Source organism: Aquirufa sp., assembly GCF_044377215.1.
Taxonomy (GTDB): domain Bacteria; phylum Bacteroidota; class Bacteroidia; order Cytophagales; family Spirosomataceae; genus Aquirufa.
Genome location: NZ_JBILJM010000015.1, coordinates 41,008 through 55,052, shown reverse-complemented (window position 1 = coordinate 55,052; position 14,045 = coordinate 41,008). Strand labels below are relative to the sequence as shown.

The window sequence follows — 14,045 nt, the reverse complement described above, 5'->3', positions numbered from 1 at the left end:
GCGATACAATTCCAGATAGTTGGGAGGGTGCCGACCGCTGTCCAAGCTGCACCGGCCTACAAGATGACCAAGGTGATGGCTACGACGACCGCAAGCAATTCAATTCTCCTGCACCTATTGATACCGACAAAGATGGCAAACCTGATTTCTTAGATTTAGATTCGGATAATGATGGTATCCCAGATCGCGTGGAATTAGGAGCAGATCCAGATGGCGATGGCCGACCAAACTTCCGGGATGTGGACTCAGATAATGACGGCATTCCAGATAGTGTGGAGGCGGGGAAAGACCCAAGCAATCCGGTGGATACCGACGGGGATGGAAAGCCGGATTACCAAGATACCGACTCAGATAATGACGGATTGCCGGATAGCTTAGAAGCAGGCAAAGATCCGACAAAACCAGTGGATACCGACGGCGACGGTAAGCCAGATTATTTGGATATTGACTCAGATAATGACGGTATTCCAGACAGTGTGGAAGCGGGTAAAGATCCGTTGAAGCCAGTGGATACGGACGGCGATGGTAAGCCAGATTATTTGGATACAGACTCCGATAATGATGGTATTCCGGACAGCGTGGAAGCGGGTAAAGATCCGACAAAACCAGTGGATACGGACGGCGATGGTAAGCCGGATTACCAAGATACTGACTCGGATAATGACGGTCTTCCAGATTTTGTTGAGGCAGGAAAAGATCCAACGAAACCGGTGGATACTGATGGAGATGGCAAGCCGGATTATTTGGATACCGACTCGGATAATGATGGCATCCCGGATACGCTTGAGGCAGGAACTGATCCTTTAAAGCCAGTTGACACAGACGGCGACGGTAAGCCAGATTACCAAGATACCGATTCCGATAATGATGGTATTCCGGATGCGGTGGAAGCGGGTAAAGATCCGTTGAATCCGGTGGACACCGATAAAGATGGCAAGCCTGATTACTTGGATACCGATTCCGATAATGACGGCATACCAGATGCGGTTGAAGCTGGTAAAGACCCAGCGATTCCGGTTGATACGGATGGCGATGGCAAGCCGGATTATTTGGATACCGACTCGGATAATGATGGTATTTCGGATACCGTGGAGGCAGGCAAAGATCCAACCAAACCAGTTGACACGGATGGTGATGGCAAGCCGGATTACCAAGATTTGGATTCCGATAATGACGGCATTCCAGATGCGGTGGAGGCAGGACCAAATCCGAATAAACCGATCGATACTGATGGGGATGGCAAGCCGGATTACCAAGATACAGACTCCGATAATGATGGCATTCCAGATGCGGTTGAGGCAGGTAAAGATCCATCGAAACCAGTGGACACCGACGGCGATGGACTACCAGATTACCGTGATTTGGATTCCGATAATGATGGATATAGTGATGCGTATGAGGCAGGTCCAGATAAGAATAATCCGGTGGATACCGACAAAGATGGCAAGCCAGATTATCAAGATACGGATTCAGATGGTGATGGCATTGAGGACAAGTTGGAGGATGACGTGAACTATGGCGCATTGCCAGATTGTGATAAAGATGGTATTGAAAACCGATTGGATCCGGATGATTGCGCGGACTTTGCACCGCAAGGTATTTCGCCAAACGGGGATGGTTTGAATGACGTCTTAATCATTCCGGGAATCCTGCGGCGTCAGCCAAACAGGTTGACCATCTTTAACCGTTGGGGCAATGTGGTTTATGAAACCGAGAATTATAAAAATGACTGGGGCGGTAAAACCGACCGTGCATTTAGCCTCTTGGAAGATGACCAATTATTGCCTGACGGAGTGTATTACTATGTGATTGATTACCGCGGCAAATGGCCGGATATCGGGCAGTACGTGTATATCAATCGGTTAGCAAAATAAGTCATCAGTGGTCAGTAGCCAGTGGTCAGTAGCCTGTAATTAGTATTTAGTTCTCACTGACGACTGGCTACTGATTACTGGCTACTGACCACTGATTACTGACTACTATTAAATTTATTTAAATGAAAAACATTACCCAACTCGCCTTAGGCATCCTATTTTTGCTGATTTGTTCAGTGGAAATTGCGCATGCCCAAATAGAGCCGCAGTACAATATGTATCGCTTAAATCCGCAGGTGTATAATCCGATGACGGCGGGAAGTCGGGGCGATACCAGTGAGGTTTTTGTGATGTATCGCCAGCAGTGGTTGGGGATACAGGGCGCGCCCCAAACGTTCTTTTTTAATGGAAATTTTAAGTGGAAGGAGCGTCGCGGGATTGGAGTCAATGCGATGTTGGACCAATTAGGCCCCGTCAAAATGACGACTTTTTCAGGAGATTTTGCGTACCATACGCGCCTATCAGAAAAGTGGATTTTGTCTGGGGGTATCCGTTTGGGCTTGGCTAATGTGGCGTTGAATTTTACCGGTTTGGCATTAACAAATCAAGGGGATCCGCTCTTTAATGCGGATCGGTCCACGGGCCTGAAATTCAATACGGGCTGGGGTGTTAAGATCAGTAAGCAGGATGGATTTTTTGTGAGTTTTGCGATGCCAAGAATTATTAAGTATGATTTTGGTGAGCTTTCTGGAGGCTATCAAGACGCAACCTACATGTATACGATGCTGGGGACGAAGCTTGAACTAAGCGATGATCTAACCTTATATCCGAATGCCATGGCGCGCATTGCGACTGACTTTCCACTGAGCTGGGATGTTCAATTAATGGCGAATCTTCGCGGAAAGTTAGATGCGGGATTGAACTACCGTCACCAAGAAAGTATTGGTATTCGGTTGGGCATACAGGCGAGTAAGAAGTTTTATTTGGGCTATGTGTATGAAATGCCAACGGGCGTAGTGTCCAAAATTAGTAACCAAACGCACGAATTTGCCTTGCGCTTTTTCATCTTGAAAGACAAATCGCAGCGCACTACTTCGCCGGATATTGATCCACAACGTGGCCCGCGCCAAGCGCCTAAAGTCCAGTCGACGCTGAAGGAGATTCAACCGAGGTAGGGAGTAGTCAGTTTGTAGAGACGCGATACTTCGCGTCTATTTTATTTGGTTTTTAAGACGCGAAGTATCGCGTCTCTACAAGTCCTTCGGACTGACAACTGCTTTGATCACTCCCATCTCCGGCAGGTGAATCTTCGGAAATACCTCAGCGACTGCCGACCAAGCCACGTGGTGGCTGATGAAATCACGCGCGTTAATTTGCTTATTCCGAAGTAAATCCATGACATACAGGAAGTCTTCAGTAGTGGCGTTGCGGCTACTCATGAGCGTCGCTTCGCGTTTATGGAATTCGGGGTGGATGAAGGAAATGGCCTCTTTTTGTAGCCCAATGAGGATATATTGGCCGCCGTGGGCGATTTTGGCAAAACCAGATTCGATGGCTGCGCGGTTTCCGGTGGCGTCGATGACCGTTTGATAGCTCGATTGTGAAGCTGCAGGGATGCCTAATTTTTGCGTACAAAATGCTAATCGCGCCGCATTCGGTTCAGCCACTTCGACCTGTGCCCCTTGGATTTTGGCGAGTAAAATGGTGAATAATCCGATGGGCCCGGCACCCATGACAAGCACCTTTTCGCCCGCCTGAATTTTTCCACGACGTAGGCCATGTGCGGCGATGGATAAGGGTTCTACTAGGGCTAGTTCGTCTGCCGAAAGCCCGTTCCCGGCTAAGATAAATCGGTCCTCTACGGCGATATATTCCCGCATTCCGCCATCGGTATGCACGCCAAAAACCTGAATATGTTCACAACAATTCGGTTTGGCTTGTTGGCACGCGGAGCAAGTCCCACAATTAAAATAAGGGATAATCGTCACTAATTCACCGCTTGAAAATCGTTCGGATTCCACGACTTCGGCCGCCAATTCATGCCCTAAAATTCGGGGATATTGAAAGAAGGGTTGGTTCCCAGCAAACGCGTGTATGTCGGTGCCACAAATTCCAATCGCGCGGACGCGCAACAGCGAATATCCTGCAGGACGATGAGGTATTTTTGTTTCTTGTAATTCAAAAGTTCCCGGTTGGGCGCATGACCAAGTTTGCATCAGGATTAAATCGGTTTAGGTTTCTGAAATTAGCAATTTAAATTAAATTAGTTTTTATAATTCTATTGCCTTTTCTCTAATGGTCTTTGGTATGAGTGACAAATTCGTGAGGAATAAAAAATCCAAAACGGGTTCTTACTCGCTTATGAATTTGAATACTTCCTTGATTAACGGATGTTCCTATTGATGGATCATTGGGCGGGCGGCGATTTTGTCGATCATAAAAAACTGATTTATTGATCAAAAAAGCAAACATTACGATCGACAATATGTATTTTTGCGATCGATAAAAAAGTAATGCCCAAAAAACGTATTAATAGAGACTCAGAGATCATTCAGTTTGTGAAAGATCATCCCCAAAGTTCTTCGCAGGAAATTTTGGATGGGTTACAGTTGCCTTTCAGTGTAATTACGTTAAGAAGATCGCTTCAGCATTTGGTTGCGCAAGGACTTTTGAATCGAATAGGGGAACTGAAAGGTAGTCGATATGCAGTAAGTCCAGGTTTTAGCGTGTTAAGCCCAATCGATTTAGGCGATTATTTCAGCCAAGAAATTGATGATCGAACGATTCAGGCATCATTTAATTTGGACTTAATTCGTGAGACCTTTAAGTATCTGACGCTTTTCACGGAAAGAGAATCGGCTTTGTTGCAAGTTTTGCAAGAGAAGCATAAAGCTAATACGGCTAAATTATCAGAAGAGGGATATAAAAAAGAATTGGAGCGATTGGCGATTGATTTGAGCTGGAAATCATCGCAGATAGAGGGTAATACGTATTCTTTGTTGGAAACGGAGCGCTTATTAAAGGATAAGGAAACCGCGGCAGGGAAAACGAAGGATGAAGCAATCATGCTATTGAATCACAAGGAAGCGATTGATTTTATCATCCAAAATCCCACGTATATTAACCCGCTGACGGTTTCGAGCATCGAGGATATTCATAGTATTTTGGCCAAAGAATTATCCATTTCTAGAAATATCAGGAATAGTCGCGTGGGAATATCCGGGACGAATTACACGCCTTTGGACAACGAATATCAAATTAGAGAGGCTCTGGAGCAGATGTGTCAGCTAGTAAACACGAAGCAGGATGTGTTTGAAAAGGCCCTTTTAGTCTTGGTTTTGATTTCATATATACAACCCTTTACAGATGGGAATAAGCGCACGGCTCGGATTATAAGCAATGCGATTTTGTTGAAAAATGGATATTGCCCGATCTCGTTTCGAACGATTGATTCCCTTGAATACAAGAAGGCTATGTTGGTTTTTTACGAACAAACAAATATTTATCCGTTCAAACAGATATTTATGGGACAGTTTGAGTTTGCCGTGAATACATACTTTTGATTTTAGGTGAGAGGTGAGAACTAAGAGGTGAGAGGTGAGAACTAAGAGGTGAGAGGTGAGAACTAAGAGGTGAGAGGTGGGTTGATTTTTACCTCTCACCTCTCACCTGATTATTGTCATTTTCCTCCCCAATTCCACTATCTACCTTTGCAGCCTATGCAAGAGGTAAGTCTAGATTTATTGACCAAATACAATGTCCCTATCCCGCGTTACACGTCGTATCCGACGGTTCCGTATTGGGATGAGCGCATCGACAAAACACATTGGAAAGCGTTATTTGCCCAGAAGTTCGATGAAAATCGGGAGATCAGCCTGTACTTGCACCTGCCATTTTGCGAAAGCCTTTGTACGTTTTGTGGCTGCAATAAACGCATTACTACGAATCACGATGTGGAGGAAGAATACCTGCAAGCGCTGTTGCAGGAATGGGCTTTGTACCTAAAACTCATGCACGGGAAACCCATTTTGCGCGAAGTGCATTTGGGTGGCGGTACGCCCACGTTTTTTTCTCCGGCCAATTTAAAACGCTTGCTCGAAGGGATTTTTGCAACTGCCATTATTCCAGAAACGCATGAATTTGGTTTTGAGGGACATCCCAATAATACGACCCGCGCGCACTTACAAACGCTTTTTGACCTGGGCTTTAATCGGGTCAGCTTCGGAATGCAGGACAGTAATCCAGAAGTTCAAAAAGTCATTAATCGAATACAGCCGCACGGGAATGTGGTACAAGTTGTACAGTGGGCAAGGGAGCTGGGGTATGCATCTGTGAACCTGGATTTGGTGTATGGGCTGCCGTTACAAACCTCGCGCCGACTGGAAAAAACGATTCAAGATGCGTTAGAAATTAAGCCCGATCGCATTGCATTTTATTCCTATGCGCATGTGCCCTGGACGAGCAAGGCCCAACGGCTTTTTGACGAAAATGATTTGCCTTCAGGCCATCAAAAAATGGAGTTATACCAGCTTGGCAAAAAGCGATTTACCGATGCGGGATATACGGACATCGGGATGGATCACTTTGCGCTACCAAGCGACTTAATGGTTCAGGCGCATTTGGAGGGGACGTTGCACCGGAATTTTATGGGGTATACGGTCCAAAAGACCAGCCTATTACTAGGTCTCGGGGTATCGAGTATTTCGGATATCACGGGGGCATTTGCCCAAAATAAAAAGACCTTGCGGGAATATTACGACCAGGTTCACGCAGGCGAGTTACCTGTATTTCGAGGCTATTTTTTGACCGAAGAAGACCAAATCATGCGGCAATATATCCTTGATGTGGCCTGCCGCGGCAAAGCTTATTTTGCCAAAAAAGACCTTGATTTATTGCGCCAATATACCTTTCATGAACTTGACGAATTGGCATTGGATGAGCTTGTGACCTGGGGGGAGCATGGGTTAATTGTCACTGATTTAGGGAAACATTTCATTCGAAATATTTGTAAGGCTTTTGACCTAAAATTACTTTCAGCCGAAGTTCAGAAAAAGACATTCAGCCAGGCGATTTAAAAATGAGGCGATTAAAAAAGCCTATTATCTGGCACTTCAGCAGGCAGAAAAAGGACTCGATTGGGTTATTTGGTTTATTGATATGTTACTCGAGGCGCAAACCTATGCGGACAAAATGATCCAGTTTACGATTGCTAAATGGCATTTCTTTTCTGTCTTTGAACACAAATTAAATCCCCGCCAAAATTAAGGTCATCAACCACATGCTAGCCGATGGCCCCGACCTCTTCCAAGGGGGAATGAACGTGCGCAAATATGTAGGAATAACCGGTACGTCGCGAGCAACTGCCACGCGGGACTTGCAAGAGTTGGTTTCTATGCAGGTTTTCATTCCAGCTGGCGCCGGTAGGTCAGCCAGCGATGAATTGATTTTTGATTAAACTAAAAAATATACGGTTCCCCTCCCATTGCCCTCTTTATATATAAACTCTCTTCCCACTAACTCGCTAAGGTTTTTCTTTATCGTTGGCAGGGCTAAATCTAGTTTGCTTGCAATCTCTCCTGACCTACATCCTGGATGATTCTCGATGAAGAAAACAATTTTGCGCTCCCTTAAATTCAGAGATTCCGCATTGGTTTTACTTTGTTCTAATTTTATCATCAAATTGGTTTGAATGTTACTAAGACAACTTAGAAAAAAGGAAACCCATGCTGTTATATTTTCACCAGGCCTATTTCGCTGTGTATCAATTAGTGCTTTATAATACGCTGATTTTTGATTTTCAATTTCCTGTTCGAAGCTGATATACTGTAACCACGTATACCCATATTTTAAAAGTAAAAGGCTGCCAATTAACCTGCTTAATCTTCCATTCCCATCTTGGAATGGGTGGATACTTAAAAATTCATAAACAAATACCGCGGCCTTTATGATAGGCAAGGTTTCCTGATCCGAATGATACCAATCAAATAATCGAATCATATTGTCTTGGGTCTGGAGCCCAGGGGCACTTGTTTTGAATAGTAATTGCTTACTTCCATCCACAAATTTCGCTTCTACTGAATTACTTAATTGTTTGTATTTGCCACGATGCCATGCATCTTTTTCGCCATATTTCAGCAATAGCGAATGTAGTCCCATCACTTGATTTTCTGTTATTTCAATCGTGGAAAATTGTTCAGTTATGGTATCGAGCGTTTCGTAATAGCCGGCGACTTCTTGTTGATCCCTTTCCTCGAATGTCGAGATATGTATGTTTTGTATAAGCGCTTCAACTTCAATATTGGTCATGTTAGACCCTTCTATTCGAGTGGATGATCCAACACTTTGAACTGTAGCGATTGATTTCAATTGCTTTAGGGAGTGCCCATCTCTTTTTATAATAGTTTCCCATGTGGCATCAAATCGGTCAATTTTAGATATTTTGGACAAAAGTGCCATATCTAAATCAAGTACAAGCTGGTTTATTAGTATAGCCACGATATACGTATTTATTCGTAAATATACGATAATATATTCGAATCAGTCAATCAAACTATACGATTTGTTATCCGTGTTAACCTCTATAGCTATACTAAATTCAGTAAATTTTGTGTATTTTGCGCTTTAAAACCCGTAAGCCTCTAAACATTTTTACATGATACATACGATGCGCTGGTTCGGCCCGAACGACCCGGTTTCGTTGATGGATATTCGACAAGCCGGTTGTACTGGAGTTGTTACCGCATTACATCAAATTCCCGTGGGGGAGGTTTGGCCCATCGAAGCCATTCAAGAACGCATCTCCATTATTGAAGCGGGAAATACCGATTGGTCTCCCTTGTACTGGTCGGTGGTCGAATCGCTTCCCGTACATGAGGGGATTAAGAAAGCGTTGCCATCGCGTGCGCAACTGATTGAAAATTACTGCGCATCCTTGCGAAATCTAGCGGCCTGTGGTATCAAAACCGTTTGCTATAATTTCATGCCCGTGCTCGATTGGTCACGGACCAAATTGAATTTCGAAATGCCGGACGGCGCGCGTGCGCTGCGTTTTGTGTGGACCGACTTTGCTGTTTTTGATTTACATATTTTACAACGTCCGGGAGCTTTAGTTGATTATACTTCGGAGGTGCAGGCGGCAGCTGCTCATCGTTTTTTAACGATGTCTGCAGAAGAAAAAGCGGAGTTGAAAAACACCGCACTTTTAGGTTTACCGGGTTCCGAAGAAGCTTTTCATTTAGAAAATTTCCAAAGTCTTTTAGACGAATACCGCGACATTTCTGCAGACCAATTGCGGGAGAATTTACATTTCTTTATACGCTCCATCGCGCCTTTGGCACAAGAATTAGGCATCAATTTGTGCATCCATCCCGATGACCCACCGTTTCCTTTATTGGGCTTGCCACGTGTGGTGAGTACAGAATCGGATTTGGCGGCGTTAATGTCCGCATCTCCGGAACGTGCGAATGGCATTACCTTTTGTACGGGATCTTTAGGGGTTCGGGCAGATAATGATTTGCCCGCGATGATTCGTCGGTTCGCAGATCGCATTCATTTCCTGCATTTGCGCACAACTTTCCGGGAACAAAATGATCCCTTGATTTTTCATGAAGCACCCCACTTAACGGGCGATGTGGATATGTTCGAGGTGGTTAAAGAGGTCGTAGCGGAGGAAAAAAGAAGAGGAGGCGCGGAGATTCCGATGCGTCCAGATCATGGTCACCAAATGCTCGATGATTTGAATAAGAAAACATACCCAGGCTATTCGGCGATTGGACGATTACGCGGTTTGGCGGAAATACGTGGACTAGAATTAGCGATTCGCTCCACTTTACAATAGAATAAATATGATGCAAACACCATTTTCATTACAAGGGCGTGTGGCGCTCATCACGGGTGGCGGAACCGGAATCGGATTCGACATCGCGAAATGTTTTTTAGCGTCCGGTGCGACGGTCGTGATAACCGGTCGGCGCGCAGATGTGCTGAAAGAAGCCGCAGCTAGCCTGGGCGCAGGTGCCCATTTTGCGGTCAATGATGTGTCGGATTTGAGTTTGACTTCTTCTTTAGTTTCTGAGATTGTTTCGAAACATGGGGGTATCGATATTTTGGTGAATAATGCGGGCATCAATATGAAGCGGCATGCGGTGGAAGTTTCGGATGACGATTTTGCGAATATTATCAATGTGAATTTGAATGCGGTTTTTGCGCTGACGCGCGAAGTGGGGAAACATATGTTGGAAAGAGGCAAGGGTTCGATTATCATGATTTCATCCATGGCGGCTTATTACGGAATCGATCGGGTGGCGGCATATGCGTCTTCAAAAACGGGTATTTATGGATTGGTTCGTGTGCTGGCTTCGGAGTGGTCGGGACAGGGTGTGCGCGTGAATGCGATTGCCCCCGGATTCATTGAAACGGCGATGAGTCGGACAGCCATGAATTCAGATCCTGATCGCAAACACAAGGCGATGGATCGCACGCCGATGGGCCATTTCGGAAAACCAGAGGATATCGGTTGGGCCGCAGTGTACTTAGCTTCGGATGCATCAAATTACGTAACAGGCGTCTCAATCCCGGTTGACGGCGGGAATTCAATTGGATTCTAATGAAAGGAAATTACCGCTGGGTGGTGGTCGCCCTCTTGTTTTTTGCGACGACGATTAACTATTTGGATCGCCAGGTGATTGGCTTATTGAAGCCTACACTGGAGAAAGAATTAAATTGGTCGGAGACCGATTACAGTTTCATCGTGATGTGTTTCACGGCTTCCTATGCGATCGGATTGTTGGCTTTTGGTAAGGTGATCGATAAGATCGGTTCCAAAATGGGCTATTCGATTTCGATTGTTATTTGGTCTATTGCATGCATGGCACACGCCTTAGCGAAGACAACTTTTGGATTCGGTGTTGCACGCGCAGCTTTAGGAGCCGGTGAAGCAGGGAATTTTCCAGCTGCGATAAAGACGGTTGCGGAGTGGTTTCCGAAACGGGAGCGTGCTTTGGCAACAGGAATATTTAATTCCGGGGCAAATATCGGAGCCATGGTGGCGCCCATTATGGTGCCTTGGATTTTGGGAGCTTATGGCTGGGAGGAGGCGTTTCTGATTACGGGTGCAATTGGATTTATTTGGTTGGCCTTGTGGTGGTGGTTTTATGAGATTCCAGCTAAGCACAAATCCGTGACACCCGAAGAATTAGCGCACATTCAAAACGAGGAGGAGGATGTGACCGAAGTTGCACCCATTGCTTGGGGTAAACTTTTCGGGTATCGCCAAACCTGGGTTTTCATCGTTGGCAAGTTTTTCACCGATCCGATCTGGTGGTTTTTCTTATTTTGGTTGCCGTCTTATTTCTCGACGACCTTTGCGCTGGACTTGAAAAAGCCAAGTTTACATTTGGCGATTTTGTTTACGTGCACGTCGATCGGTAGTATTGGCGGAGGATATATTTCCGGGTATTTTATCAAGAAAGGTTGGCCGGTATATAAGGCGCGCAAATATTCGATGTTCTTTTTTGCGTTGTGTGCCGTGCCGATTATCGGGGCGCGTTGGGCGACGGATATTTGGCAGGCTGTATTTTTAATTAGCATTGCGGCCTCGGCACATCAGGCGTGGTCTGCAAATATTTTTACCACTGTATCCGACATGTTTCCAAAGCATGCGGTTTCTTCGGTGGTGGGAATTGGTGGTTTGGCTGGATCATTAGGCGGTGTGATTTTCCCGTATATTATTGGTGTAATTTTAGATTCCTACAAGGCAGACCAGGCTTTGTCGGCCGGATATAATGTTATATTTGTGGCTTGTGGCTGCGCGTATTTATTTGCGTGGTTGCTTATTCATTTCATTTCGCCTAAAATGGAGGCGGTTAAATCGTAGACCTATGAAAAAATTATTGATTGCGTTAATGGCATTATCATCCAGTGCTTTGGCACAGGAGCACCATCCGTTAGAAGGTGCGTGGGATTTAACGGTTTCGATGGAAAATCGGAACGGGGGTGTGTCGACAGCACCATCTTGGTTGCAGGTTCGCCATTCTGGATTGCGGACATTGACTGGGCATTTTGTGGGGGATGGCGGTTCGGCGCGTCCGATCGCTGAAGTGTTTTTTAAGGATGGCCATGTGTCGTTTAAGATTCCACCACAGTGGGAGAAGGAGGACGCGTATTTGTCATTTGAGGGAGATTTGAAAGATGGAAAATTAACGGGGACATTGGTTAAGCCAAACGGGAAATCGATGGCATTTACAGGTGTTCGCGCACCGTCGTTGTTGCGAACTCAGGCACCTGTTTGGGGAAAGCCAATTAGCCTATTGAATGGGAAAGATCTAACGGGCTGGAAGGCTTTGGGTCCGAAAAACCAATGGGTGGTGGAGAATGGCGTGATGAAAAGTCCAGCGTCTGGGGCAAATATTTGCACGGAGCAGAAGTTCACAGATTTTAAATTACACATCGAATTTCGGTTGCCACCGGCAAGTAATAGTGGTGTTTATTTGCGCGGTCGCTATGAGGTGCAAGTGGAGGATAGTTATGGGAAAGAGCCTTATAGCATTTATTTAGGCGGAATTTATGGATTTATTGATCCTTTATTCCAGGCAGCAAAACCGTCGGGCGAGTGGCAAACCTATGACATTACGTTGGTGGGGCGTAAGGTCTCTGTGACATTGAATGGTCAGGCGGTCATTGTCGAGTCGAATATTCCGGGTATCACGGGTGGTGCGATGGATAGCGATGAGGCGGCCCCAGGGCCGATTATGATTCAAGGGGATCATGGTCCGGTGGAGTATCGTAATATAGTTATTACTCCAGCTTTGTAAGATTATCAGGAAACTTTTAGAATAAAAATGGAAATTTGCTGTAGACGCTGCCGGGGTCGCAGACCCCGGCAGCGTCACCCCCGCACGTAAAAAGGAGCATAAACATGAAGGAAAAAAAAATAGTACTCTCAGAAGACTGGACGGTCGTTTTTCTCGGATTTTTACTCATCGGTATCGCACTACTTGGTATTCTGATCCCCACCCCAAGTTTCGGTTGGGAAAATCAAGTAGAATTACAGGAGAAGGTGCTGACAAGCAAAAATTTGTGGAAGTTGGGCCAGGTATTTCTATTCACCTATGCCATTGCGATCGTTGCTGCCCGACTACTTGGCAAGTCAATAAAGGGCACTGCGCAAGGATTTCCCATTGTTTTTGCGTTGACGAGTCTCGCGTTAATTTTAGCAGGCAACGCATTCCTCAAAAATTGGAATTTGGAAGCGGTGATTTTCAGCTTAACGATAGGTCTATTATTAAGCAATTTTTTCACGCTGCCGGGGTGGCTAACAGAATCGCTGTCCACCGAGCTATTTGTGAAAATTGGACTTATTTTACTAGGTACCAGTGTGATTTTTGGAGATATCTTGAAGGCGGGTTCGCTTGGTTTAATTCAGGCCTTGGTGGTGGTGATTTCGGTTTGGTATTTTGCGTTTTGGGTTTCGAAAAAAATGGGGATAGATGAAGAATTTGCCATCATGATTTCGAGTGCGGTGTCTATTTGTGGTGTTTCGGCAGCGATTGCAACGGCCGGCGCGATTAAAGGCGATTCAAAAAAATTGTCTTATGTGATTTCAATTGTGTTGATTACCGCTATTCCGATGATCATTTTTTTACCATTTATCGCACAAGCTTTAGGACTTTCGCAAGCAGTGACGGGTGCCTGGTTAGGTGGAACCATCGACACGACGGGTGCGGTGATCGCGTCTGGGACGATGGTGGGGGAAGAGGCCTTGAAGATTTCGACGATTGTTAAATTTTCGCAGAATGTGTTATTGGGCTTTGCCGCCTTCGCAATTTCTATTTATTGGACCGTAACAAATAACAACTCAGCAACGGCAAAAGAGGCAAAACCTACCGTGGCAGTTATTTGGGAGCGCTTTCCAAAATTCGTTTTGGGATTTATTGCGGCGTCCTTACTTTTTTCATTTGTCATTCCTGCAGCGTCAATCGACGCAGTAAAGGGGGGATTTAAAACCTTGCAGGGCCTTTGGTTTGCCTTAGCTTTTACAAGCATTGGTTTGGAAACCAAATTTTCAGATTTGTTTTCGAAGGAAGGAAAGAAACCATTGTATGCTTTTTTAATCGCTCAGTTATTTAACGTGTTTGTGACGCTGGCGGTGGCGTACGTGCTCTTTAACTAGTTTTTGGTTAAGTTTTCTTAGAGGTAAAATATTTACTATATTTAATCTATCGTTTTTATAGA

At 45.2% G+C, this 14,045-nt stretch carries 12 protein-coding genes; 9 read left to right on the top strand and 3 right to left on the bottom strand.

Features of this window, described 5'->3' with window-relative positions:
- The coding region (locus tag ACIQ6T_RS06555) for a gliding motility-associated C-terminal domain-containing protein (protein WP_395785109.1) at nucleotides 1-1,874 on the top strand (1,874 nt) is incomplete at its 5' end.
- 122 nt (nucleotides 1,875-1,996) lie between these two features.
- Nucleotides 1,997-2,989 (top strand): type IX secretion system membrane protein PorP/SprF, encoded by a 993-nt coding sequence (locus tag ACIQ6T_RS06550; RefSeq protein ID WP_395785108.1) that lies wholly within the window; start codon nucleotides 1,997-1,999, stop codon nucleotides 2,987-2,989.
- Between the two features lie 75 nt (nucleotides 2,990-3,064).
- Here ACIQ6T_RS06550 and ACIQ6T_RS06545 read toward each other — a convergent pair whose 3' ends face one another.
- Nucleotides 3,065-4,030, bottom strand: coding sequence for a zinc-binding alcohol dehydrogenase family protein (locus ACIQ6T_RS06545; protein ID WP_395785107.1), 966 nt, complete (start codon nucleotides 4,028-4,030; stop codon nucleotides 3,065-3,067).
- Nucleotides 4,031-4,327: 297 nt separating this feature from the next.
- On the opposite strand from ACIQ6T_RS06545, the gene ACIQ6T_RS06540 reads away from it, so the two are divergent.
- Both ACIQ6T_RS06540 and hemN read left to right on the top strand, forming a co-directional pair.
- Nucleotides 4,328-5,377, top strand: coding sequence for a Fic family protein (locus ACIQ6T_RS06540; RefSeq protein ID WP_395785106.1), 1,050 nt, complete (start codon nucleotides 4,328-4,330; stop codon nucleotides 5,375-5,377).
- 156 nt (nucleotides 5,378-5,533) lie between these two features.
- Nucleotides 5,534-6,889 carry an oxygen-independent coproporphyrinogen III oxidase gene (gene hemN, locus ACIQ6T_RS06535; RefSeq protein WP_395785105.1) on the top strand — a complete coding sequence of 452 codons (1,356 nt, stop codon included), beginning with the start codon at nucleotides 5,534-5,536 and terminating at the stop codon, nucleotides 6,887-6,889.
- Between the two features lie 169 nt (nucleotides 6,890-7,058).
- Here hemN and ACIQ6T_RS06530 read toward each other — a convergent pair whose 3' ends face one another.
- Both ACIQ6T_RS06530 and ACIQ6T_RS06525 read right to left on the bottom strand, forming a co-directional pair.
- Complete coding sequence (locus ACIQ6T_RS06530) at nucleotides 7,059-7,220, bottom strand: hypothetical protein (RefSeq protein WP_395785104.1); 162 nt, start codon at nucleotides 7,218-7,220, stop codon at nucleotides 7,059-7,061.
- 45 nt (nucleotides 7,221-7,265) lie between these two features.
- Entirely contained in the window at nucleotides 7,266-8,309 is a 1,044-nt protein-coding gene (locus ACIQ6T_RS06525; RefSeq protein ID WP_395785103.1) for a Fic family protein, read from the bottom strand.
- A 157-nt stretch (nucleotides 8,310-8,466) separates the two neighbouring features.
- Between ACIQ6T_RS06525 and uxuA the strand changes: the two genes are divergently transcribed.
- The 5 genes from uxuA (at nucleotide 8,467) to ACIQ6T_RS06500 (ending at nucleotide 13,983) form a co-directional block, all read left to right on the top strand.
- A complete protein-coding gene (gene uxuA / locus ACIQ6T_RS06520; RefSeq protein WP_395785102.1) occupies nucleotides 8,467-9,651 on the top strand; it encodes a mannonate dehydratase in 1,185 nt (394 codons plus the stop codon).
- Between the two features lie 7 nt (nucleotides 9,652-9,658).
- Nucleotides 9,659-10,420, top strand: coding sequence for an SDR family NAD(P)-dependent oxidoreductase (locus tag ACIQ6T_RS06515; RefSeq protein WP_395785101.1), 762 nt, complete (start codon nucleotides 9,659-9,661; stop codon nucleotides 10,418-10,420).
- Entirely contained in the window at nucleotides 10,420-11,688 is a 1,269-nt protein-coding gene (locus ACIQ6T_RS06510; RefSeq protein ID WP_395785100.1) for an MFS transporter, read from the top strand. Before ACIQ6T_RS06515 ends, ACIQ6T_RS06510 begins: the two co-directional genes overlap by 1 nt.
- A gap of 4 nt (nucleotides 11,689-11,692) precedes the next feature.
- Entirely contained in the window at nucleotides 11,693-12,625 is a 933-nt protein-coding gene (locus tag ACIQ6T_RS06505) for a DUF1080 domain-containing protein (RefSeq protein WP_395785099.1), read from the top strand.
- 104 nt (nucleotides 12,626-12,729) lie between these two features.
- Nucleotides 12,730-13,983 carry a YeiH family protein gene (locus ACIQ6T_RS06500; protein ID WP_395785098.1) on the top strand — a complete coding sequence of 418 codons (1,254 nt, stop codon included), beginning with the start codon at nucleotides 12,730-12,732 and terminating at the stop codon, nucleotides 13,981-13,983.
- Nucleotides 13,984-14,045 lie beyond the last annotated feature (62 nt).

Coding starts and splice junctions, on each gene's coding strand:
- ACIQ6T_RS06530 (WP_395785104.1), bottom strand. CDS start 7,220: ATGAAAACCTGCATAGAAACCAACTCTTGCAAGTCCCGCGTGGCAGTT.
- ACIQ6T_RS06545 (WP_395785107.1), bottom strand. CDS start 4,030: ATGCAAACTTGGTCATGCGCCCAACCGGGAACTTTTGAATTACAAGAA.
- ACIQ6T_RS06500 (WP_395785098.1), top strand. CDS start 12,730: ATGAAGGAAAAAAAAATAGTACTCTCAGAAGACTGGACGGTCGTTTTT.
- ACIQ6T_RS06515 (WP_395785101.1), top strand. CDS start 9,659: ATGATGCAAACACCATTTTCATTACAAGGGCGTGTGGCGCTCATCACG.
- ACIQ6T_RS06540 (WP_395785106.1), top strand. CDS start 4,328: ATGCCCAAAAAACGTATTAATAGAGACTCAGAGATCATTCAGTTTGTG.
- ACIQ6T_RS06510 (WP_395785100.1), top strand. CDS start 10,420: ATGAAAGGAAATTACCGCTGGGTGGTGGTCGCCCTCTTGTTTTTTGCG.
- ACIQ6T_RS06505 (WP_395785099.1), top strand. CDS start 11,693: ATGAAAAAATTATTGATTGCGTTAATGGCATTATCATCCAGTGCTTTG.
- hemN (WP_395785105.1), top strand. CDS start 5,534: ATGCAAGAGGTAAGTCTAGATTTATTGACCAAATACAATGTCCCTATC.
- uxuA (WP_395785102.1), top strand. CDS start 8,467: ATGATACATACGATGCGCTGGTTCGGCCCGAACGACCCGGTTTCGTTG.
- ACIQ6T_RS06550 (WP_395785108.1), top strand. CDS start 1,997: ATGAAAAACATTACCCAACTCGCCTTAGGCATCCTATTTTTGCTGATT.